Origin of the sequence: Nitratireductor sp. ZSWI3 (assembly GCF_024655565.1) — a bacterium.
In the GTDB taxonomy this organism is placed as follows: Bacteria; Pseudomonadota; Alphaproteobacteria; order Rhizobiales; family Rhizobiaceae; genus Nitratireductor.
The window spans coordinates 1-20,919 of the sequence record NZ_JANKOF010000012.1; the positions used below are offsets into that span (position 1 = coordinate 1).

22 protein-coding genes are annotated in these 20,919 nt (G+C 57.1%); 11 read left to right on the forward strand and 11 right to left on the reverse strand.

The annotated features are described in order from the left end of the window. From NUU27_RS06270 to gspG, 4 genes are all read left to right on the forward strand, one after another. The coding region (locus NUU27_RS06270) for an RHS repeat-associated core domain-containing protein (protein ID WP_257761226.1) at nt 1-802 on the forward strand (802 nt) is incomplete at its 5' end. Between the two features lie 805 nt (nt 803-1,607). After that, a complete protein-coding gene (gene gspD / locus NUU27_RS06275; protein ID WP_257761227.1) occupies nt 1,608-3,716 on the forward strand; it encodes a type II secretion system secretin GspD in 2,109 nt (702 codons plus the stop codon). 17 nt (nt 3,717-3,733) lie between these two features. Continuing rightward, the gene (locus tag NUU27_RS06280) at nt 3,734-4,195 is read left to right on the forward strand and encodes an A24 family peptidase (protein ID WP_257761228.1); all 462 of its coding nucleotides are present in this window, start codon (nt 3,734-3,736) and stop codon (nt 4,193-4,195) included. Nucleotides 4,196-4,211: 16 nt separating this feature from the next. Further along, entirely contained in the window at nt 4,212-4,661 is a 450-nt protein-coding gene (gene gspG / locus NUU27_RS06285) for a type II secretion system major pseudopilin GspG (protein ID WP_257761229.1), read from the forward strand. A gap of 9 nt (nt 4,662-4,670) precedes the next feature. On the opposite strand, the gene NUU27_RS06290 is transcribed toward gspG, so the two are convergent. Genes NUU27_RS06290 through NUU27_RS06330 form a run of 9 tightly spaced genes read right to left on the reverse strand, consistent with a single transcriptional unit; the run spans nt 4,671 to nt 12,201 of the window. Continuing rightward, on the reverse strand, nt 4,671-5,363 hold the full coding sequence (locus tag NUU27_RS06290) for a hypothetical protein (RefSeq protein ID WP_257761230.1): 693 nt from the start codon (nt 5,361-5,363) through the stop codon (nt 4,671-4,673). After that, a complete protein-coding gene (locus NUU27_RS06295) occupies nt 5,363-5,743 on the reverse strand; it encodes a type II secretion system protein J (RefSeq protein ID WP_257761231.1) in 381 nt (126 codons plus the stop codon). Before NUU27_RS06295 ends, NUU27_RS06290 begins: the two co-directional genes overlap by 1 nt. Then, on the reverse strand, nt 5,740-6,201 hold the full coding sequence (locus NUU27_RS06300; protein WP_257761232.1) for a prepilin-type N-terminal cleavage/methylation domain-containing protein: 462 nt from the start codon (nt 6,199-6,201) through the stop codon (nt 5,740-5,742). Before NUU27_RS06300 ends, NUU27_RS06295 begins: the two co-directional genes overlap by 4 nt. A 14-nt stretch (nt 6,202-6,215) precedes the next feature. Further along, a complete protein-coding gene (locus NUU27_RS06305; protein ID WP_257761233.1) occupies nt 6,216-7,436 on the reverse strand; it encodes a type II secretion system F family protein in 1,221 nt (406 codons plus the stop codon). 2 nt (nt 7,437-7,438) lie between these two features. After that, complete coding sequence (locus NUU27_RS06310) at nt 7,439-9,073, reverse strand: GspE/PulE family protein (protein ID WP_257761234.1); 1,635 nt, start codon at nt 9,071-9,073, stop codon at nt 7,439-7,441. Next, on the reverse strand, nt 9,070-9,966 hold the full coding sequence (locus NUU27_RS06315) for a hypothetical protein (RefSeq protein ID WP_257761235.1): 897 nt from the start codon (nt 9,964-9,966) through the stop codon (nt 9,070-9,072). The genes NUU27_RS06310 and NUU27_RS06315 overlap by 4 nt, the downstream gene beginning before the upstream one ends. Continuing rightward, nucleotides 9,963-10,535 (reverse strand): hypothetical protein, encoded by a 573-nt coding sequence (locus NUU27_RS06320; RefSeq protein ID WP_257761236.1) that lies wholly within the window; start codon nt 10,533-10,535, stop codon nt 9,963-9,965. Before NUU27_RS06320 ends, NUU27_RS06315 begins: the two co-directional genes overlap by 4 nt. Next, on the reverse strand, nt 10,535-11,167 hold the full coding sequence (gspM, locus tag NUU27_RS06325) for a type II secretion system protein GspM (RefSeq protein ID WP_257761237.1): 633 nt from the start codon (nt 11,165-11,167) through the stop codon (nt 10,535-10,537). The genes NUU27_RS06320 and gspM overlap by 1 nt, the downstream gene beginning before the upstream one ends. Continuing rightward, entirely contained in the window at nt 11,164-12,201 is a 1,038-nt protein-coding gene (locus NUU27_RS06330; protein ID WP_257761238.1) for a PilN domain-containing protein, read from the reverse strand. Before NUU27_RS06330 ends, gspM begins: the two co-directional genes overlap by 4 nt. A 535-nt stretch (nt 12,202-12,736) precedes the next feature. Here NUU27_RS06330 and NUU27_RS06335 point away from each other — a divergent pair. Then, nucleotides 12,737-13,246, forward strand: a complete 510-nt coding sequence (locus NUU27_RS06335; protein WP_257761291.1) for a hypothetical protein — start codon at nt 12,737-12,739, stop codon at nt 13,244-13,246. A 300-nt stretch (nt 13,247-13,546) separates the two neighbouring features. Beyond that, on the forward strand, nt 13,547-14,974 hold the full coding sequence (locus NUU27_RS06340; RefSeq protein ID WP_257761239.1) for an SMI1/KNR4 family protein: 1,428 nt from the start codon (nt 13,547-13,549) through the stop codon (nt 14,972-14,974). A 354-nt stretch (nt 14,975-15,328) separates the two neighbouring features. On the opposite strand, the gene NUU27_RS06345 is transcribed toward NUU27_RS06340, so the two are convergent. Next, nucleotides 15,329-16,204 (reverse strand): DMT family transporter, encoded by an 876-nt coding sequence (locus NUU27_RS06345; protein ID WP_257761240.1) that lies wholly within the window; start codon nt 16,202-16,204, stop codon nt 15,329-15,331. 102 nt (nt 16,205-16,306) lie between these two features. Between NUU27_RS06345 and NUU27_RS06350 the strand changes: the two genes are divergently transcribed. Further along, entirely contained in the window at nt 16,307-16,783 is a 477-nt protein-coding gene (locus NUU27_RS06350) for an Lrp/AsnC family transcriptional regulator (RefSeq protein WP_257761241.1), read from the forward strand. Between the two features lie 489 nt (nt 16,784-17,272). Here the strand turns inward: NUU27_RS06350 and NUU27_RS06355 are convergent, their stop codons facing one another. Next, on the reverse strand, nt 17,273-17,740 hold the full coding sequence (locus NUU27_RS06355; protein WP_257761242.1) for an SRPBCC domain-containing protein: 468 nt from the start codon (nt 17,738-17,740) through the stop codon (nt 17,273-17,275). Between the two features lie 182 nt (nt 17,741-17,922). Here NUU27_RS06355 and NUU27_RS06360 point away from each other — a divergent pair, with 182 nt between their 5' ends. From NUU27_RS06360 to NUU27_RS06375, 4 genes are all read left to right on the forward strand, one after another. Then, a complete protein-coding gene (locus NUU27_RS06360; RefSeq protein ID WP_257761243.1) occupies nt 17,923-18,864 on the forward strand; it encodes a GlxA family transcriptional regulator in 942 nt (313 codons plus the stop codon). Between the two features lie 110 nt (nt 18,865-18,974). Beyond that, complete coding sequence (locus NUU27_RS06365) at nt 18,975-19,577, forward strand: glutathione S-transferase C-terminal domain-containing protein (RefSeq protein WP_257761244.1); 603 nt, start codon at nt 18,975-18,977, stop codon at nt 19,575-19,577. Nucleotides 19,578-19,760: 183 nt separating this feature from the next. After that, nucleotides 19,761-20,399 (forward strand): hypothetical protein, encoded by a 639-nt coding sequence (locus NUU27_RS06370; RefSeq protein ID WP_257761245.1) that lies wholly within the window; start codon nt 19,761-19,763, stop codon nt 20,397-20,399. Nucleotides 20,400-20,402: 3 nt separating this feature from the next. Next, nucleotides 20,403-20,909, forward strand: a complete 507-nt coding sequence (locus NUU27_RS06375) for a GNAT family N-acetyltransferase (protein ID WP_257761246.1) — start codon at nt 20,403-20,405, stop codon at nt 20,907-20,909. Nucleotides 20,910-20,919 lie beyond the last annotated feature (10 nt).

A 20,919-nucleotide genomic window follows, 5' to 3' on the forward strand; every position in this document is an offset into this window, starting at 1 on the left:
TGCGGCCTATGGCGAGCGGCTGAACACGGGCTTCCAGACGCAGAAGGGCTATATCGGCGAGCGGTATGACGCGGAGACGGGGCTCATCTATCTCAACGCGCGCTACATGGACCCGGTCTTCGGCCGCTTCATCTCGCCGGACGACTGGGACCCGACCCTGCCCGGCGTCGGCACCAACCGATACGCCTATGCCCAAAACGATCCAATCAATAAAAGCGATCCGAGCGGGCATGATTACGAGTTCAGTGGCTTTGAAATGTCGTTGGGGTTAGTTGGCGTCGCCGAAATCGAATTAGGATTTTATTCCAGTGATGAAACAGGTGAATATGGTTTATCATTAGGAGTAGCTAGCGGTATCGGTGTCGCGGCAAATGTTAGCGCAAAGTATGGTTTTTATTCAGGGCCAGCAAATAGTCCTAAAGAAATGTCTTTGGAGTTTGACGGAGACCTTCCTCTTGGTACCGGCGTGGAATGGGGATCGCCCGTAGAATTTCTTGATGAGATGGGAATTATTGATGCATCTTACGGGAAAACGGGCAGGTATATTGTTGGAAATGTCGGAGTAGGGCCAGGAATGTATGTAGGGTTTGGGAGAACTCTTACGATAGATTTGAGATCCATTTTCGGAAAGGTTCCTGAAGAGAAGCCCGGGGATAAAAAGAAGGATGAAAGGGCGGAGAGGAAATCTCTAAAAAGCAAGGATAAAATAGATAAAGATGAAAAAAATGACGAAAATAAAGGTGGCGAAAACAACGAACAATCGCGATCTGAAATAGATAATAAAGGAGATAATCAGCCATGAATGGCGCCTCTTATGTGGCTTTACTTTCAATCGTATTGACAAATGCTATTATATTTAGAATTTATTACTCAAAAGAAATTATAGATATAGGTATAATATTCTCAAGAGCGGAAATATTTTTTATTTCATTCATATACATTATTCTAGTTATGGTTTCAATTACATATATGAAGGAAAATTATGGAATTTCAATACTTTTATCTTTCCTTATAATTCAGTACTATTTTCTATGGTCATTGATTGAGAAGGTTATTTTTTCTTTGAAGAAATAGACCTTCTCTTTGGCGGAAACTTGATGAGCCGTACGCGGCTTGTCGTGAGGTTCGCCTCTTCGATGTAGGGATGCGGTGCGCGGCCACATGCGTCGCTGAAGCTGGGCGCGCAGAGTTTTTTTTGACTACGACGTCAACGTCAATTTGACGCCGGACGTCGAATTGGACACGAGCCCGTCGGGCACCGCCGACCTACGCGCACTACCAACATATGGACATTGGGATCGTCGGGGGGGCGAAGCAGTTGCTGCACGATGATATTCGTGCCTCGGTGCGCCACATGACGGACACTGTCGGCGGCCCAGCGGAGATGACATGTTGCAAAGTAGCCTTTGCCCAAATGAATGAGATGCATTCAGCGTGCATGTCATTGGGCTGCAAAAGATAATGTCGTCTTGCCCGATAGAATATCTGTGAATTGCGCAGCGCATCTTCCCCTTTGACGTGTCTGCCAGACCGCAACCCTTTATCGTTCTTCTGCAACACAGGGTGGCGGGACGATGCGGATTTGGTTGTTCGGGGCAGGGATAGCGATGCTGGCGTTGGCCGGCTGTAACTCGTCCCCTACCAAGGATGCATTCTCCGATCTCGTCGACGGACTGCATGCCAAACGTTCGCCGCTTCGGGGCGAGCGTGTTGCCTCGCGCAGCCTGACCACATCCTATCAGGGAATGAGCGGCTTTGCCGGCGCAAGCCATATCGGCTCCGGCAGTTTCGTGTCCGGTGCGGCGCCAGGGATCGCCGCCAAGGCGATGGCCGGCGGTGGCCAGGGTTTTGAGCTAAATTTGGTGAATGCACCGATTGCAGAGGCTGCCAAGGCGGTGCTCGGGGATATACTCGGCGTCAACTATGTCCTTGATCCGCGTGTGACGGGTACGGTCACGCTACAAACGTCGGCACCGGTCTCTCGCGAGGCGCTTACGGGCATTCTCGAGGCGGCTTTGGCGGTCAACAACGCCACCATCGTCAACCGCGGCGGGGTGTATCAGATCGTCCCGTTGAGCGAAGCCCTGTCAGCCACGCCGGCGGTCAGCGTTCCTTCCGTCTCGCCGTCAGGGCCGGGTGTCAAGGTTCAGGTGATCGAGCTTCAGCATGTCGCGGCCGACGAGATCCGTACGATCCTGGAACCCATAAGTCGGCAGGGCTCTATTCTGCGCACCGATTCCGAGCGCAACTACATCATGATTGCCGGCAACTCCGCGGATCTTGCCGCCATGCGCGAGGCCATCTCGGTCTTCGACGTGGACTGGATGCGCGGCATGTCGGTGGCGATCCATCCGCTGAAAACCTCCGATCCAGGATCGGTCGCGCAGGAACTGAACACGATCTTCGGTGTCGAGGGCGGCAGTTCCGGCAAATCGGTGCGTTTCATTCCGAACAAGCGGCTCAATGCCGTTCTCGTCATCGCATCCCGGCCCACTTATTTGTCCCGAGCGGCTTCCTGGATCGAAAAGCTGGACAGGATCGCCCACACGAATGACGATCAGCTTTTCGTTTACGAGATTCAGAACCGGCCAGCGAAGGAACTCGCCGAAGTGCTGCGTTCGGTTTTGGCCGGTGGAACAGCATCGGGGAGATCGGCATCCCGGCCGAGCGTATCGCCGGATCTGTCGCCGACATTGGTGGCTGCCGACAACTCGTTCGACATCGGCCTTGCGGAACGTATGGGGAGCGAGCAGGCGTCGGCAGCAACCGCGTTTGCCTCCGCAGCGTCGAATGTCATGGTGACGGCAGATGTCGAGAACAACGCACTTCTCGTTCAGACGACCGCGCGTGAATATCAGCGGGTTGAGGGAATCCTGCACCAACTCGACGTCCTGCCGACCCAGGTCTTGCTCGAGGCCGTGATCGCCGAGGTCACGCTGACGGACGAGTTGAAATTCGGCCTGCGTTGGTTTTTTGAGAACGGAAACTTTTCGGTCTCGTTATCGGATGTGGCGAGCGGTTTCGTGGGGGCTGCCTTTCCCGGCTTTGCCTGGAGCTATGCGACCAACGACGTGAAGGTGACGCTGAACGCACTGTCCAGCGTGACGGATGTCAACGTTGTTTCGGCACCGACGCTGATGGCGCTCAACAACCAGAAGGCCGTGCTACAGGTTGGAGATCAGGTGCCGATTGTCACGCAACAATCGGTCGGGACAGACGCGCCCGGCGCGCCGATCGTCAACTCGGTGGAGATGAAGGACACCGGTGTGATCTTGAGCGTGACGCCACGGGTGAACAGTTCCGGCCGCGTGATGCTTGATATCGAGCAGGAGGCGAGCAGCGTCGTCAAGACGACCACATCAGGAATCGATTCTCCAACCATTCAGCAACGCAAAATCTCGACGCGGGTGCTGGTGAATGACGGCGAGAGCATTGCACTGGGTGGCCTGATCCAGGAAAAGAATAGCCTGTCGAGAGGACAGGTTCCCATCCTGGGCGACATTCCGTTGATCGGCAATGCGTTCAAAAACAAGACCGACGCCATCAACCGCACGGAACTGATCATCTTCATCCGCCCACGCGTGGTGCGCAACATTCAGGAAGCGCGCAGTGTCACGGCCGAATTCCGTGAACGTCTTCAATTCGAGTCCCCGATCGCTAGGAGACGCGGAGGGCGCAACAGATTGGAGCAAGACGTGAAGCGGCTTATTCATTAGCGCGGCGGGCATTGATCATGATCATTCTGATCGGCTTGGCGCTGGCGAGTATTCTGGCGATGATCGCCTGGATCGATTTTCGCAGCCTCACCATACCGGATGCCCTCAATCTGGCACTTGCGAGCTTGGGGGTGATCTATCAGTCGATTTTCTTGCCGAACGGTCTCCTGTTGCAGATCGCGGCAGGCATTGCAGTGTTGGTTCTGCTTTGGGTGGTTCGCTACCTGCACGCGCGTGTGAGTGGGCAAATTGGCCTCGGTTTGGGGGATGTGAAAATGGCGGGTGCCTGCGCCATCTGGCTCAATCCGCTAAACCTACCCTTGTTCATGTTCTTCGCCAGTGCTTTTGCTCTTCTCTTTGCGGGTGGCTCGCGCTTGCTTCGAGCTGATGATGCTGCAGAGATTCGTCGACCTTTCGGCCCCTTCCTCGGGGCAGGATTGTTTCTGACGTGGCTTGGCGAACAACGCGTGCTGATCTAGTTCGGGGGAGCTCCAGATGATGTTCAAGGAAAAGACGAAGCCTGCTCGGCCGCGGCGTGCTTCCGGCAAGGAAGATGGATTCACACTCGTCGAACTGCTGGTGGTCCTGGCGATCATCGCTTTGATTGCGACGCTCGCTACACCGCAAATTCTCCGCTATTTGGACTCGGCGCGCGTCGATACGGCGCGGGCGCAAATCCGCAACATCGCAAGCGCCTTGGAGCTCTACTATCTCGACAACGGCAACTATCCAGCGACCGAAGAAGGGCTTGGAGCCCTTGCCGTTGCGCCATCATCCGCCAACCGCTGGAACGGCCCGTATCTGAAAGGGGCTGATGGGCTCCAGGACCCCTGGGGAACATCCTACGTTTACGAAAACACCGGAGCGGCTTTTGCAGTCCGCTCGCTTGGTCGTGACAAAAAAACCGGCGGCGAAGGGATCGATGCCGATCTGGTGAGTGATTGACGCAACGCGTTATCGCTGCGCCGTTGCGGGCAAGGACCAACCTTGTGACAAAAGCAGATCGGTATAACCGGTGACGGCTATCGTTTCGCCGTTGCGTTCCACGAGCATCTGGAAGCGAACCGCTTCAGGAAGCGTGCGTGCGGATGTCCAAGTGTCACTCCACACCGGATCATAAGTGACCGGGTCATATGCCATGTACTCAAAGCGGATCGACCGAACGCCGTCTGTCAGGTTGATCGAGCTGGCAAAGGAATTTCTGCTGGCTTCTGCCAACCGGCGCGGTCGCGATTCTTGAACGAGAATCATGTTCTGCCGATCACCCCGGAGAACAAACGTCAGCTCGCGCAGCCCGATCGCCCGCGTGCCCTGCCGGGAAAGCCCTACGAGGAGAATGCTTGTCGGCGTACCAATCAGGAAATGCTGGTCCGCTTCGGCGCTCTGAAGAAGCGGCAACGGCATTGCCTTTCTGATTGTCTCTTCGAGAAAGCTGGAGAGCGCGTCCATTTCCATCTGATCCGCGGCGACGCTCTCAATTCTCTTGAGGGTGCGGAGCTGATTGTAAAACGACATCGTCAGTCCGGCTATCGTCGCCAGCAGGAGCAGCGCGACTAGCATATCGACCAGCGAAAATCCGTCACGGCCGGTTGAAGCGGGGGCTACTTTCTCCGATTCCGGAGAGAAGGGGGTTATGAACCGCACCACTATTCGACGTGCTCCGGCCAAGGTAAGACGGTCGCAAAAACACGATCAGGTCGATTTCCTCCATCTGAGCGAATGCGGACCACCACCTTCGCCAGCCCATCCATGCGATCATCAAGCAGCGGCCGGACGACGACGGTCCATCCGGGGCGGTCAATACCAGCCTCACGATTTGCATTGGCCTTCAACAGCGGCGGAACTTCCTCCGACAAGATCTTTTTCAGGAGCATGGTTTCGTCTGTGCGCTCGCTGACGCGACGCAGGCTCCAACTGGCTTGGGTGATCGTCTGTGTGGCGAGAAGCAATCCAAGCGACAAGACTGCAAATGCAACGAGCACTTCGATCGTCGTAAACCCGTCGTTTTTGCACGGGGATGAGATCATTGCTCCCTCAGCAGGGTTGGAATACCGGTTAGCCAGGGAACGAGGACCGAAGATCTTTTGCCGCGTTCATCGGTGATCCGAAGCTCGGCGCCGCTCGAAGCTCCGTCGGGAAAGAAAACCAGCGCCGCTTCTCCGTCAGCTGCGACCAGTTCTCTGCCGGTAAGTAGCGTCGCGGTCATTGTATCTGGTATGCTGATCGTTCGATCGACAACCGCGTACCGCACCTCTCCGTGCGGTATGTCGATCAGCACTGTTGAATTGCCGCCTTGCGCGATTGCATTCACCCGAGCCCGCCACAAGAGCATCTGTATTTCGCGAGCCACCGCTTCCGTGCTGCCAGACGATCGGTTCCCACGCAGCGCTGGAACCGAAACACCGATGACCAGAGCCAGAACGGCAAGGGCGACCAGCATCTCAACCAGGGTAAACCCTTCGATCGCACGGTTCGGCTTTGCCATCGTCGCTTCCCGCCTTAGTTCAAGGCAACTTCGTTGATGCTGAGAAGGGCTGTCATGACGGAGACGACGAGCCCACCCACCATAAGGCCCATGAAAATAGTGATCGCCGGCGTCAGAAAGGTGACCAGCCGGCCAACCGAGCGTTTCAGTTGAGTGTCGAGGAGCGAGGAGGCCTTCCGCAAGACGGCGGGCAGGTTGTTGGCTTCCTCGCCGATCTCGATCAAAGTGATGGTCGAACCGCCGAACACCCCTGCTTGTTTGCAGGCTTCGTTCAATCGTTTTCCCTTGGCGACGTCTTCACGAATCCCGCTCAGGCGTTGCTGCAGGTTTGGAACCGAACAGGTTTCGGCTGCCAACTTCAAGGCATCGATCATCGGCACGCTGTTCCCCATCAGCAGTGAAAGCACCTGAAGATATCGAACGATTGCTGTTTCGCGGATCAGGCGCCCGACCACCGGCACGTGCAATAAGCAATTCCAACTGATGCGACGTCCAGCCGGAGATCGTGCGGCCGCAAGGAAACCAGCGCCTGCAGCCACCACGACTGTCAAGATGACCATCCATCGCTCATTGAGCAGCCGTCCGAGAAGCGAGAACACCATAAGCGTTGTCGGCATGCTCGCTCGGTCCGTCTCAAAGAGAGGTTCGATCGCCGGTATCAGGAAAAGCGTGATGAAGAGCACCGCACCCATGATCACGAGCACCAGGAAGGCCGGGTAGGCGAGAGCCTCGAGCATCGCCGAACGCTGCTCTGCGCGATAGCGGTATGACTCCGCTAATCCTGAAATCACTTCGGCGATTTTGCCGCTGCTTTCCCCGCTCGCCAACATCGGGCGAACCTCGGCGGGAAGCTGCACAAGACCTGCGAACGCTTGCGAGAAGGACCGCCCGTTTGCCAGTTCATCTGCGATGGCCGAAAGTTTTGCCCGAGCCCCAGGTGAAGACTCTGCTGAGGCAGCAATGCGCAGCGCTGCTACTGGCGTGAAACCTGCGTCGAGGAGGACTGACAGCTCGGAGAAGAGCTTACCAAGGTTGAGCGAGCGCTGGCCGCTGATCTCTCGCGGTGTTCGTAGCCGGCCCAGTACTGTGCTCCTTGCGCCAATCTCTTCAAGAGAAAATGGCCGCTTGTGAACCCGCAGAAGCTGTTGCGATGCATCTTGAAGGTTCTCCGCTTCAATCCGACCTGCTTCGACGGTTCCGCCCGGTCGATAGGCGCGGTAGGAAAAGACAGGCATCGTCAACTTCCGCCGAGATCGATGACGCGTGTGATCTCTTCCTCAGTGGTGACCTCCATCTGGACGAGAGAGCGAGCATGCTCTCTCAAGGCAATCATTCCCTCCTCCGCTGCCACCTCTTGGATCGTGTCTTCATGTGCACCCCCGTTGACAAGGTCGGAGATGCGCTTGGAAACACTCAGCAGTTCATAGGCGACCGTTCGTCCGGAATATCCCTTTCCATCGCACTTTATGCAGGTTCCAGTCTGTGCTGCGCCCGAACCATGGCAGTGCTGGCATTGCTGACGCAGCAAGCGCTGGCTGAGCACCCCCCTTATCGTTGCACCAAGCAGATAGCTGTCTATGCCGATATCGCGAAGCCGCGTGAAAGCACTGGCAGCGTTGTTGGTATGGAGTGTGGATAGGACAAGATGGCCGGTAAGAGCTGCGCGAATTGCAATCTCTGCCGTCTCGCGGTCACGAATTTCGCCGACCAGGATCACATCTGGGTCTTGTCTAAGTACGGAGCGGAGCGCGGTCGCGAAATTGAGATCAATGGCCGGTTCCACCTGAAGCTGGGTCACTCCGGGCAGTTTGTACTCGATCGGATCTTCCACGGTGAAGATTTTCGTGTCTTCCGCGTTGCGTTCCTTGAGCAATGCGTAAAGGCTGGTTGTCTTCCCGCTACCGGTGGGGCCGGTGATGAGCATGATCCCATTTGCCGAATGCACCATGCTTGTAAGGCGTTGGCGTGTATCATGGTCGAAGCCAAGGGAGGCGAGTTCCAGTTTCACGCGTGAGCGATCGAGCAATCGGAGGACGATCGACTCTCCATGCGCACTCGGCACCACAGAAACGCGCAGATCTATGTTCTGCCCCCGGACGGCGACGCGCATGCGGCCATCCTGTGGAAGGCGCCGCTCGGCGATATTGAGCTGAGCCATGATCTTGATGCGGGTGACAAGTCCGGCAAGCATTGCCCGCGGAGCTGTTTCGATGGGCAGGAGAATCCCATCCAGACGGATGCGTATGCGGACATGGTCCTCCTGCGGCTCGATATGGATATCTGTCGCACCGCGATCGGCCGCTTCACTAATGATCTTGGAGACGAGGCGCACGACAGGGGCTTCACGTGCGATGTCGCGCAGTCGTTCGATGTCGTCTGTCTCGGCAAAAGGCTCCGAAGCAGGGCCCTCTTCTTTTTCTCCCTCGTAGCTGGCTCGGGCGTCTTTTAGATGGGCCGCGATCGTGCTGCGCGCAGCGATATGGAGGATGGGTGAGCGATCGAAATGGAACGCGAGTGCATCGATCCCTTCGTGTACGAATGGGTCGCAGACGCACAAATGCAAAGCCTCATCCTCCACCCAAAGTGGAACCACAGCGTACCGGTCCAGCAGATGTAAACCTGCCGAGCCGACGAGTTCGAGGTTGAGAGCAGGAAGACGGGCTAGTTTTGGTCGCTCGAGATATTCTGCCATCCGAGCGACCAGTTCGTCCTCTCTCAGCAGGCCAAGCTCAGTCAGGATAACGTCTATCGGATGGTTGGTGGAAGTCTGGGCCTGAACCGCACGTTCTGCTCCTTCGCGTGAAAGCACGCGCTCATCCACAAGATGCTGGAGGAATTCTGCTGTTGAGCCGGTTTCACGGGAGGCGCTCACAGAGCGATCTCCCTGAGAAGATCTGAAACGGCAGCATGCAAGCCAGGCGAGCACGTCTCCGGTATAGCCAAATTGGCTCCCTTTACGATCGGCGCAAGCAAGGGTTCGAGGCGTGTAGGCACCTGGTTCGGGAGGCTGGACGGCTGAAAAATGAAACCGGAGTATCCACTGATCGATGTCTTGTTGCTGCTTACGCTTACCTCGAGACTGAAGGTTTCGACTGCGGTCGTGACCGATGGGCGGTGCGCGTCCATATTATCCAAGAAGCTTGCCAGTCTCTTAGGGGCATCCGGCCCGGAAACCTCTCCCCGCTTTGAATGTACCGTGAACACCAGGTGTAGATCGGCGATTTCGGTCTCATTCAGAGCATCCAGATCATAAAGCTCGGCAACCGACTCCAGCGAGGCGTGTTTCATACCTGCCGAAACCGGCAGTTTTGCTGCTGCCTCTGCAGACGGTATCTCATAGCTGCGATGCAGGATCACTGCCTGAGCAAGCAGGAGACTGAGCTGCTTTTCGAAGCCAAGGGACTGGAAGCCAAGGCTGATCAGGTCGGACCCGGCAGCGTTGAGGTCGATCAGCCCCTTTTGATCCTGCCGTCGAACCTGCACCTTGTATTCGCCGATCTCACAAAGAACCGGTGTGGAGTCGGATGGAATGCGAAGGTCATCTGGGCTCCGCGCGATGCTTTGGGCGACAATCTGGCCGATCGCCTCCGCCCAGCCATCCAGCCTGAGCTGTTGATCAAGGTTCAACGTAATCAGGTGCTGAGTCCGAGCTGTGATCGCAAAGGGGGTGATAAAGGCAGCCGCGACCAGCAGGAAGCCCATGACGGCGACCAGCGCGAAGCCTTCGCGATGCGGATCAGCTTCAGTGGTCGATGGGGCGCTCATTCCGTTCCAGTTCCCGAGCCTGACGGTGGATACAGCTTGAGCGTTGCTCGTTGTTCGCCCTTTGCCAGCGTCACATCATCACTGGTGATCGATATGATAATCCAGTCGGCGATGTCATCGCCCTCGGAAAGCCACCGGATGTCCTCACTGGTGGAAGTTGAAAGGAGTGCGCGTTTTCCACCGTTGGAAAGGCTGACGCCGGACAGCTTGATGTCAGCAGATGCAACTTGCTCCGGGTGCTCCTGCACATCAGCAAATGTTTCCGCCTCGCTGATCGTGCCTTGTAACTCAAAAGCGTCTGGGCTGGACTCCACTGTTTCCGGAGGCGCCTCGAACGGTCGGCGTGTCGCGTGAAACAGTGGCCGAAGCAGCGCTTCCGAAAATGAACTCAGCAGTTCGCTTTCTTCGGTAGCCGAATGGTTCAGAGAGGGGGCGCCGAAGGCCGCCGTGTCGATCTTGCGATCAGGTTGTATCGGGGAAAGGTCGAGCGGGACCTGCAGCCAATACAGATTGAGCAATCCGGAGACAAGGATTGCTGCGACGACGAAGATCCAGGTTCCAGGTCGCATCACTGTTCGATCGCCTCTCGCGAAGGAAGCAGATCGGGTCGCAGTGGCACGTAAATCCGAAGCTGTGCCGAGAGTTCGGGCGGCGTCAGAGGGGTGGCAGTTTGCGCATTTCCACTTGTCCAGATCGAAGCCTCGCGGATGATGAATGCGGGCTTTGTTGTCTCGATCTCGAAGATCGTGTTGTGAACCGCATCAACCGTACCGGTCAAATCAGCACGCACTCCGATGTACGCTGTTTCATCGATCCGCCGTAACGGGACGTTGCTGACCGAGAGGATTGTTGCACCCCTTGCTGATGCGATCTCATTTAAGCGCGTCTGTATCGCAGCGCGCACGACGGCCTCCGTCTCGCCCGGGAAAAAGTCGTTCTCATTGACAGATTGCGACTGGGAGGCGCCGTGTTGGAGCAACGGCTTCACGGCTGCAACGGCCTGCAGACGACCTGCAGCAAGGCGTCGATCTTCGAGCTGTGAACGGTATTCGCCAATGGTGGCAATCGCTGACCACGTCAACCCGACGATTAAAGCGAGCGTGCCGAAGAGCAACAAGGTTGCCAGAATGCGCCGGGGGAGGGCAGGCAGGTTTATGATCCACGACAAGGGATCAATCGCTGAGGCCCGGTTCTCGCTCAACGGACGATCTCCGTCTCGATGGTAAAGCGCTCACCTTCCGCTCCTGGCACTTTGACGACGGGCGCGGTGAACGTCGGATTCCGAAAATGCGGGGAAACTTCAAGGACCGGTAGTAGACTGGCGGCGGACGCCGAATAACCGGTCAAGGTCAACCTGTTTTCGCTGACCGTAAGATCAGTGAGCCAAACACTGTCAGGCAACAGGCGTGTGAGCTCCTCCCAAAGGACGACGATCGGCATCGCCTGCCGTTTTTGCTCCCGTACGCCCTCGATCTGCCGAATTCGGTTTCTGGTTCGGTCCGAAAGTGCTCGCACCTCCTTTGCGTCTGCTTCAAGTTGCTCGATTGTACTGTCAATTCGGTGCAGCGCATCGTTGAAGCGCCATCCCGCATGGGCATAAGTGATCATTCCTCCCACGATCATCATGATGGATGCGGCGAACAGCGCCCTGCCGGACCAGGACTTCTGTGACCCGATCAGAGTGCGAAGGTCGGCAGGATCAAGGGGAATCTCGCGATCATTGGTGATGACCTTCAGGGCTGCAACCTGCATCGATCGTTGCGCTATTTCTGAAAGGAGAGGCTGCAACGTCTGCTTTTTTACAACAAAGCAGCGACTGTCGCGGTCATCGGTCGTGTCGGCTGGGAAGAAGATGGCGACTGCGCCTGCATCAAGCGGCGTTGAAGAAGCGATGTCGAGCCTGGCCATGTCCCGTGCGCGCTGCCTGGGCAACCGGAACGGCGCTAGTTTCCTTTCAAGATAGCGTCCCGGCGTAAGGCGGATCTCGACCTGACACCTTGGGACGGGCAACAATGCTTCAATGTCTGCAGCAAGGGATTCCATGTCATCAGTCGAAAAGGACAGGATTTCTTCGCCGCCTGGTCGATCGACACGAATATCGTCCCGTGAGACATGGAATACCCAATCTGGCAAACGCGGAGATGCAATCCGTGCGCAAATCCATGACGGCAGGAGCTGGTGCAGCTCCTGTCGCCACCAATGCAGGAAATCTCGGACATCCGCGCCAAGTGGCATTGGCGACCCATCCCCGGAAACAACGAGTTAGAATTCTGGTGACTTGACAGCACCCCCGACGACATCCAATGCCGCTTGCTTGAGAAATATACTCCAGGCTTTATTGCGAGGGGACGTGAACGGGTGCATATCCGAACGCTATGCACAACTGATTGTCCGTTAACACTCCTTCGCGACGCTCACAATCCATACGAGCGAGCTGCAGAGAGTGATGTGCTGGTGGCGCAAGATTTCTAGCACCGTATTTTTCCAAAACTACTTGTGCCTGATCCGGGGCGCAACCCGACTGTCTGGTTTTGTCGAAGAACTTCGATAAGCTGCTATTTAGGATTCGACCCCATGGGAGACGTTTGTTCCGATCGAGTAGTCGCCGTACCATGTCGTGGCTCAAAAAATCGGCACGACGCTCATGCCTTGAGGGGCTTCTGAACCAGGAACTGACGGTGAGGAAGACTGAGCCTCTGCTGACGGACGGCTGTCAGGAAGATTGTGCTAATTTCTTCCCACGATGCCGAAGGATGAAGGGCCGTTGACCATGACGATATCTCCGTTTCTCGCTGCTCTTGAGTCCAAAGCTCCGCCAGCCGACCGGGCGAAAGACATGGACCTGTATGGGTGGCTAATCGGAAGCTGGGAAATGGACACCATCCGCCATCTCGAAGACGGCACAACCGAGGAATCGACTGGAGAAATCCATTTCGACTGGGTGCTGGAAGGTCGCGCCATTCAGGATATCTGGATCAGGCCCAAGCGCCCTACGCCATCTACCATGTATGGTACAACTTTGCGCATTTTTGATCCCGGCATTGATGGCTGGCATATCATCTGGAGTGACCCGCTCAACCAGGATTACTCGCGCCAGATTGGACGGGCCGAAGGTAAGGACATTGTCCAGATCGGCGAGGACTCGCGTGGCCTGAAGGCTCAATGGCGTTTCACTGAGATCACCGCGGACAGCTTCCATTGGATCGGCGAGGAAAGGTCTTCCGAGAGCGACCCTTGGAAAGTCACTTACGAACATTTCGCCCGCAGAACCAATCTTTGATACTTTGGGGACTGTTTTGACTGAAAGCGGCTCTTCCGCTTCCCACCCGGATCCGGCCGGAAATGTCGTGACGGCTTCCAACCTGATTGTGGACATTCATTCGTGCATGCAGTTTAACTGAAAGCCGACGTTCAAGCTCACCGACTTATGGGTGCTGCCAGCGCAGTTCGCGACTTCGCTGCTTCTTTCACAAGGCTCGCATGCTCAGTTTCCGGCGTCGAGCCGTTCCCCGGCTCTGGGGCAAGTAGACGACATCACCTTAGGAGGTCAGGGTCACCGGTCATGCCATCAATTCAGAATGTGATCTCGCGCCTGCCCTACGAAAAAAATCCCTATGCACCGTTCCAATACGAAACTGAAACGATCGAAGAACTCGAAGCGCTGACCGGGATCGGCTTCCCCGAGGATTTTCGCTGGTACCTGTCCAATGTCGGCTGGCTCGACATCAGGGACCGTCAAGGCTTTATTCTTGTTGCAGACGGTGACTATCTGTCGGCTCTTGAGTTCACTGCCGCCGACAACGCCGTGTTCGCTGCGTCCAACTACAGGAATTTCGTCAAGGGGCGTGAGGGCGACACGTTGCCGGGCACTAGTGCAGACTATTTTCCCTTTGCACAGATCAAGGGCGGCAATCCGTATGTGACGATGCGTCTGCTGGTCGCTCTTGGCGATGACGATCGTGGATCGATCTGGGCCGTCCACACGATTGGCCATTTCGATACCCACGACACGCGCCCGCCCGTCCGTTTGGCCGACGACCTTTCGGGCTTTCTGGCGCAACTTGGCGCGGAGACGGAGCTGACGCAGATCGCTGACAAGAACAATGATGCGCTTTTCGACCGGCTCCTGGCGGCGTACCAGGTCGACCCGCCCATCGAGCCGACGCTCGCCGGTAACCCGGTCAGCTTGTTGAATACATTCTTCGAAGCGCCCGCTTCATTCGTGTTCGACGGGGGGCGCAACGTCGAATTTCAGTATCGGTGCTATGCGCAAGGCGTGGCGAATGCAGAAGCCTTCGCACGCAAGGCCGAGGCATTTGCACGACCGGAGAAGGACCCTGCGGGCCTGTTTCCACGCCCGCTCAACCGCCGTGACATCAGGTTCCGCGAACCGGAAGCCTTCGGCTTTCCGCTTCGCTTCGAGAAGCGCGACAACGGCTTTCGGGTGCTGACCGTGCAAAGCCGCGTCGGTGACGATCACGCCCTGTCGGAAGTTTTTCTCCTGCATGAGGACGGAGGCAACTGGACGCTGCTGCGACGACACAATGCCGTCATCGATGAGGTGCGGATCAAGGGCGTTGGAACATTCGCTTTCGACGCAACCTACAAATGGAAGCTGAAGAAGAAGATGATACCGGCGTGGAGCGAGCGCCCCGCCGTTTGGCATGTCGATGGAAACGAAGATGCGCTGGACGCGGCGCGCATCGCCTTCATCAAGGAAGTCGTCGACTGCTCCGATTTCAAGGCGGCATTCGAGGTGTATGTGTTCCAGCTTTACACCAAGCGCCGCCATCACGAATTCGAGGCGATGACCGAAGACGAAAAGCGGGAGTGGGCCGACAGCTATCCGGAGATCACGCTCCCTGCGGATATCTGGCGCTTGCTGGGGAAGACGCTGCAGATTCATATCGAGGAGAACGGGCGCTTCCATCTCCGCACCGACGCGACCTGGGATCCCGAGCATGGCCTTGATATCGCCGTTGAAGATTGGCGCATAAGGGAACGCTAGCCATAGCGGCCTTCTTCCTCGGAGCTCTCTTAGAAATAGACAGGACCTCCCGCCTTACGGAGTTCCCACATCGCGAAGACTTTCGGGTTTAACGTCTGCAGGTCCATGGTCTCTCGCAAGATAATTCCATTCAGGATACGAGCTCATTATGGCAGTTTCCCGGAATCCTATTCCACAAGCCGACTTGCGGCAAACCACCCCGTTCGCGCCATTCGCGAACCGCGATCGGCGAACTGGCAGGAGCCGACCCCATCATAGTCATTAAGCCCCTTCGTAGGTTCTCCTCAAAGCCGCCGTTTGTTCGGTGCAAACGAGCGAGCAGGAACGCCGGAAGGCGAAGACGCTCCACTCCGGCTATGATGGCTTTACAGGCGTGTGTATTGCGACGCCGATCATGACCAGCGCCACACCGAACAGGTCTTGTGGCGTCGGAATCTGGGCCAGCACAATCGTCGCCATGATTGTCGCAGTCGCCGGCAGGATCGCCAGAAACAGCGCGAAGGTGGCGCGCGGCAAGCGGGACATGGCTAGTTGGTCGGCGATGTAGGGGATGACCGAAGAGCAGACGCCCACCGCTATACCAGCCAGCACCAGTTCGATCGCGCCAAACGCTCTGATCGCCTCGCCGAGGCCTATGGGCATGAGAATGACGAAGGCGATCGCCATGGCCGCTCCGAGCCGCTCAACGCCGCCGCTGGCACCACCTTTGGCGGCTTTGTGCCCAAGCACGATATAAGCGACGAAAAGCGCGGCGTTCAGCGACGCCCAGAACAGCTCCAGGAGGTCCGTCGACCATTTCAGATCGAGCAGGATGAAGACGCCGAGCACGGCCAGAGCCAGCGCGAGAACGTTGCGTCTCGTGCGTACCCCATAGAGCGCAATGCCGATCGTGCCCACGAACTCCATCGCCGCCACCAGACTCATGGGGAGGCGGTCGAGAGCGAGGTAAAAGGCGGTATTCATCACCGCGAGGCAGACACCGAGTCCCGCCAGCAGCCATCGCGTTTTCGCATCGGCCTCGCGAATGGTTCTCAACGGCTTTGTGAACGGGGCGAAGATGAGTGCTGCCGAAGCGATCCTGAACCACGCGACGCCGAGCACGCCCACGGCCGGGAAAAGCAGAACGGCGAAGGATGGCCCAAGATAGTGGAATACGGCGCTGACCCCAAACCAGGCGTGCGGGGGAACGGTTTCGGCGGCTCTGTTCAGCGCAAGGCTCGATGATCGCATGCATTGCCTCCTTGCGTTTATTATGAGAGCCTTTAAGTAATTTATGAATGGATGTCGGAAGCCAGATGATGGCGACTAATTTGCAAAACAGAGGGTACCGGGATGAAGCGCCTTCGATACGAAAATGGAGGTGTCGATGAAACCGACCTGAAACTGCTCGAATCGCTCGCAACAGATGCGCGGACCAGTATTGCGGAATTGGCAAGGCTCGTCGGTCTATCGTCGCCGAGCGTTTCGGAAAGAATCAGGCGACTGGAAGAAGCGGGCGTGATCGAAGGCTATGCCGCCAGGATCAATCCGAAGGCGCTGGGCCTGCCGCTTGCCGCTTGGCTCCGTATCCGGCCGATCCCTGGCCAGCTTCAGAAGGTGACTGAAATACTGCGGGACATTCCGGAGATCGTCGAGTGCGACCGCGTCACCGGGGAAGACTGCTTCATCGCCCGTGCGCATGTCGAAACGGTTGAGGCATTGGAGCGGCTAATTGACAAGCTCATCCCCTATTCGATGACGAATACGTCGATAGTCCAGTCGTCTCCCGTTGCGCGCAGATTGCCGCCAATGAAGGCGTTCACAAGATAGGTCAATCTGCTTGGCATCTTCGAAAAGATTGCATCGGTCACCGCCCTCCGGCTCGAAATCGAAAGTCCGACGATCTGTTTGCGAGCGCCAAATCGGCGATCCGCCCAGTGCCCCCTTCCTTGTGCATCTATTCAAGAGCGGACGGGCAGGGGCGGAATCTAAGAATAGAAAATTTCTATTGTTTTTCAGATGGGTGTTTCTTAAACTGCGGCGATCGAAACCAACAGAAATACCAACAAAATATTTCTGTGGATTGGTCCGGTTCCCGCATATACTTTGGTCGGCTGCACCCTATAGACGCCATGGCCTCAGAAATGGGATAGTCGGAAACGCAATCACCGGTCAGGCCTGAGCCAACCAGTTCTCAATGGAAATCAACAGTCCATGTTTTTGAGTTCGATTGATAAGCGCTCTGCCGCCCGTCTGTCGTATCAGCCCTGATCGGAGGCTTCAGCTGCGGCTTTGGCAGCGCTGTCGCGAATTGCTTTCTCAGGAGGTTTTCAGAGGGCGAGCGCGAAGGTATCTGGCCAGGGCACTCAGCATCCCCTCCCAACCGGAGCGGTGACCCGCCAGATCATCCAGCCCATCGAAATAGAGGCCCTGTTCAATCAGCCTCATCCGCGTCCCGTCATTCGTCGCCTCGAAGGTAATGACGACCGTGCCGGCGAAGGTCAGCCGGTCGGCACTCTTGAGGGAGGTTGCGTAGACAATCCGCTGTTCGGGCTCGATCTGCAGGTAGCGGTTTTCGTTAACGTATTGCGGGCCGCCTTTGGGGCCGAAGCGACAGACGTCGGTTTCGCCGATGGTGAAGCGGAACTGATCGAAGGTCATCTCCCAGCCCTCTCCGGGATCACCCCATGCCCGCTGCGCGTCTTCACGCGACCAGGCCAAGAAGACGTCTGCAACCGGCTGGTCGAACTCCTTTGTCAGGTCCACAGAGCCCTCTACGATGCTCATGTCAGTGTCCTTTCGTGACCTTGTTTCTGAAGTGGCGTGAGATTGGGCTAAATCAGCTTCGAAGGTTAGTGTCAGACTCGACAGTTTCGGGGCGTTCGTGCCAGATTTGGCATATGCCAATACGCCCCCGCCCCACAGAACCGCTCCGTGTTTCGATCCTGAGCCTTCCGGAAAGCGGGACGATGGCCGCTTTCGGCCTGCACGAAGTCCTCGCTGACACGGGGACAAACGACAAGGCGCTGTCCCGCCCGATTCACCCGACACTGGTGGCGCACCGCAGCGGGACGTACCGGTCCAGCACCGGCTTGCAGGTCACACCCGACGGCGGCTTGAACGGGGCCTGTGCTGACGTCATCATTATCTGCGATATCCACTTGAGCCAGGATGATATGCTCGAACGGCGGTGGCCAAGGGAAATCGCATGGGTACGCCGCCACGTCGAACATGGCTCGCTCATTTGCTCAACGTGTAGCGGGGCTGTGCTCTTGGCCGAAGCGGGCCTGTTGGATGGCGCAGAGGCGGCCTCCCACTGGACCATGGCCGACCTGTTCCGCGACCGCTATCCGACCATTAAGTTTCGGCCCGACCGAATCCTATGCGATAGTGGGCGCAACGGCCAGCTCATCACCACGGGCGGCGCGTCCTCCTGGCAGGACCTCGCGCTGTATTTGATCGGGCGTTTCTGCGGTCCGGAAGAAGCTGCCCGAGTAGCACGCCTGTTTCTGCTCGGCGACAGGGGCTACGGGCAGTTGCCTTTCGCATCCATGGCACGGCCGCGCCAACATAGTGACGCCGTCATATCCAAGATCCAGGAATGGCTCGTCGATCACTATGACACCCCGGCACCAGTGACTGTTATGGTCGATCGCTCCGGCTTGTCGGAGCGTAGTTTCAAGCGTCGGTTCTCCGCGGCGACAGGATATACGCCGGTAGAGTACGTTCAGGCACTCAGGGTCGAGGAGGCCAAGCAGATGCTCGAGACCGATGATATGGGTATCGACGAAATCGCCGCAGCTGTGGGTTATGAAGACCCAACCTTCTTTCGCAGGCTGTTCAAACGCCGTGCCGGAGTGACCCCGGCTCAATACCGCCAGCGCAACCGTATTCGTGGGATACTTGCCTGATGGCCGTTTTGCCCCGAAAGTGATGAATCCGCCTCTGACTTGACCCTGCCGGATTTGCAACTGTTGTGACGTGAAGAACCACAACAATCAGCAAACAAGGGAAATAAGTCATGGACTTTTACTACGCCCCGGCCAGCTGCTCCCAGGCCACATATATCCTGCTCAGAGAAGCAAAGTTGGATTTCCGCCCTCACAAGGTCGATATCTTCAGCCACGCGCTCGAGGATGGCGCCGACTACACGCAGATCAACCCGAAAGGCTATGTACCGGCGCTGGTCCTCGACGACGGCATGTTGCTGACCGAAAACGCCGCGATCCTCGATTGGATCGCCAGTCAGTCGGCCGCGCTCCTTCCCGAAGGAAAGATGGGGCGGACCAGACATCTGCAGATGCTCGCGTTCATTTCGACGGAGATCCACAAGCCGTTCATCCCGCTGTTTTTTGTGGAAGACGAAGCCGAGCAAGCCCGCATACGCGAGACGGTAGTGCCACGGTTTGGCTGGATTAGCTCACAACTCGAAGGAGACTACCTTTTTGGTGAACGTTTCACGGGTGCTGATGCCTTTCTCTACGTCATGCTCCGCTGGGCCGCGATGGTTGGACTTGAAACCCAAGATAAATTCGAGGAATTTATAGAACAAGCCGAGCGTCGCGCCTCGGTGAAAGCTGCCCTCGAGGCCGAGGCATTGGAGCCGCTGCGCAGTGCCGCGTGACCCTGTTCTTCTCAAACAAGTGTCATGCCGCTCTGTCGCGAACTCGCGGCCCGGCAACGGCCTGCGCCCTAGCGAGCGAAGGCGTTTCATTCTTCAACCTGTTTGGTGCGCTCTTGCCGGGGGGCGCATTGTTAGGCGATCGGGTGAGCGCGATGCCGCTATATGTGAAAGGCTCAGACGTTGGTGAACTCACACAACAAGCTGATCGGTGAGATCGCCAGCAAGATCCTCACTCCGCTCGGCTTTCGTCGGAAGGGCCGATCACGCACGTGGTTGTGGGATCATGGCTGGTGGGTCACGGTTGTGGCATTTCAACCAAGCGCCTGGGCCAGGGGCGCCGGGCTGGATGTCGCCGCACACTGGCTATGGACCGATCAGCCGAATCTAAGCTTCGATCACTTCCAGCATAGCGAAACGTTCGTCGAATACGTGTCAGACGCTCAATTCTTGCCTGAAGCGACACGGTTGGTCCGAACGGCTGCTGATGAGGCATTTCGACTGCAGCAGACGTTCCCAACCATTGAGGCTGCCGCCACCGTCCTTTCCGATGCGGAGCGCAAGCTGCCACAACACGCACGGGGCGGCTGGGGTGCATACGATGCTGCAATGGCGATGGGGCTATCGGGCCATACGAGCGGTGCAGCGCTCCTGTTCCAATCAGTGCGAGATGAGCGCGTGCTACCATCCGTCTCCAGGGTGGAGAAGCTTCTCTCTGACCCGGCCAGGTTTCGCCAGGCAGCAACAGAACTCATCTGCATGCATCGAAATGTAATCGGTCTAACGCCCGAGCCTACCAACTTACCCGATGAACAGGCGGATTGAGCCATGTCAGCCATAGTCCTCTTCAAAACGAAGCGCTTCCTCGTGCGCGAGTTCACTGAACAAGACCGCGAAGCATTCGTCGCGTGCCATCTGGATCCTCAGTTCGCGCAATTCCACCTGGAACACGAGCGCGGAAGAGAACACGCCACGTCGGTTTTCAGTCACATTCTCGCATGGCGCTCAGAGGAGCCGCGGGAGAATTTCCAACTCGTGATCGCCCTGCGTCACGACGCCCACGCATATGTGGGTAATGTCGGCTTGCGAATGCGCGGTTTGCCAACGGGCGCCGGCGAACTCGGTATTGAGCTCGTTCCGAAATTTTGGCGTGTTGGCGCTGCAACCGAGATCATGCGCGCGTTTTTGCCTTGGGCGCGCGATAAGCACGGGATCGTGAACTTCGTCGCCGAAACGGCCCCCGGCAATATTGGCGCGGAGCGTCTCGCCGCATCCGCCGGCTTGCGTATCGTATCGCATTCGACAAAACGGTACTGGAGATCTGATGTAACATGAGCCGGCTTAA

Excerpts from the sequence above, each read along its gene's own strand:
- NUU27_RS06330 (WP_257761238.1), bottom strand. The coding sequence starts at position 12,201 with ATGCCACTTGGCGCGGATGTCCGAGATTTCCTGCATTGGTGGCGACAG.
- NUU27_RS06315 (WP_257761235.1), bottom strand. The coding sequence starts at position 9,966 with ATGAGCGCCCCATCGACCACTGAAGCTGATCCGCATCGCGAAGGCTTC.
- NUU27_RS06320 (WP_257761236.1), bottom strand. The coding sequence starts at position 10,535 with ATGCGACCTGGAACCTGGATCTTCGTCGTCGCAGCAATCCTTGTCTCC.
- gspD (WP_257761227.1), top strand. The coding sequence starts at position 1,608 with ATGCTGGCGTTGGCCGGCTGTAACTCGTCCCCTACCAAGGATGCATTC.
- NUU27_RS06365 (WP_257761244.1), top strand. The coding sequence starts at position 18,975 with ATGGACTTTTACTACGCCCCGGCCAGCTGCTCCCAGGCCACATATATC.
- NUU27_RS06360 (WP_257761243.1), top strand. The coding sequence starts at position 17,923 with ATGGCCGCTTTCGGCCTGCACGAAGTCCTCGCTGACACGGGGACAAAC.
- NUU27_RS06300 (WP_257761232.1), bottom strand. The coding sequence starts at position 6,201 with ATGGCAAAGCCGAACCGTGCGATCGAAGGGTTTACCCTGGTTGAGATG.
- NUU27_RS06345 (WP_257761240.1), bottom strand. The coding sequence starts at position 16,204 with ATGCGATCATCGAGCCTTGCGCTGAACAGAGCCGCCGAAACCGTTCCC.
- NUU27_RS06280 (WP_257761228.1), top strand. The coding sequence starts at position 3,734 with ATGATCATTCTGATCGGCTTGGCGCTGGCGAGTATTCTGGCGATGATC.
- NUU27_RS06295 (WP_257761231.1), bottom strand. The coding sequence starts at position 5,743 with ATGATCTCATCCCCGTGCAAAAACGACGGGTTTACGACGATCGAAGTG.
- NUU27_RS06305 (WP_257761233.1), bottom strand. The coding sequence starts at position 7,436 with ATGCCTGTCTTTTCCTACCGCGCCTATCGACCGGGCGGAACCGTCGAA.
- gspG (WP_257761229.1), top strand. The coding sequence starts at position 4,212 with ATGATGTTCAAGGAAAAGACGAAGCCTGCTCGGCCGCGGCGTGCTTCC.
- NUU27_RS06355 (WP_257761242.1), bottom strand. The coding sequence starts at position 17,740 with ATGAGCATCGTAGAGGGCTCTGTGGACCTGACAAAGGAGTTCGACCAG.
- NUU27_RS06335 (WP_257761291.1), top strand. The coding sequence starts at position 12,737 with ATGACGATATCTCCGTTTCTCGCTGCTCTTGAGTCCAAAGCTCCGCCA.
- NUU27_RS06350 (WP_257761241.1), top strand. The coding sequence starts at position 16,307 with ATGAAGCGCCTTCGATACGAAAATGGAGGTGTCGATGAAACCGACCTG.
- NUU27_RS06375 (WP_257761246.1), top strand. The coding sequence starts at position 20,403 with ATGTCAGCCATAGTCCTCTTCAAAACGAAGCGCTTCCTCGTGCGCGAG.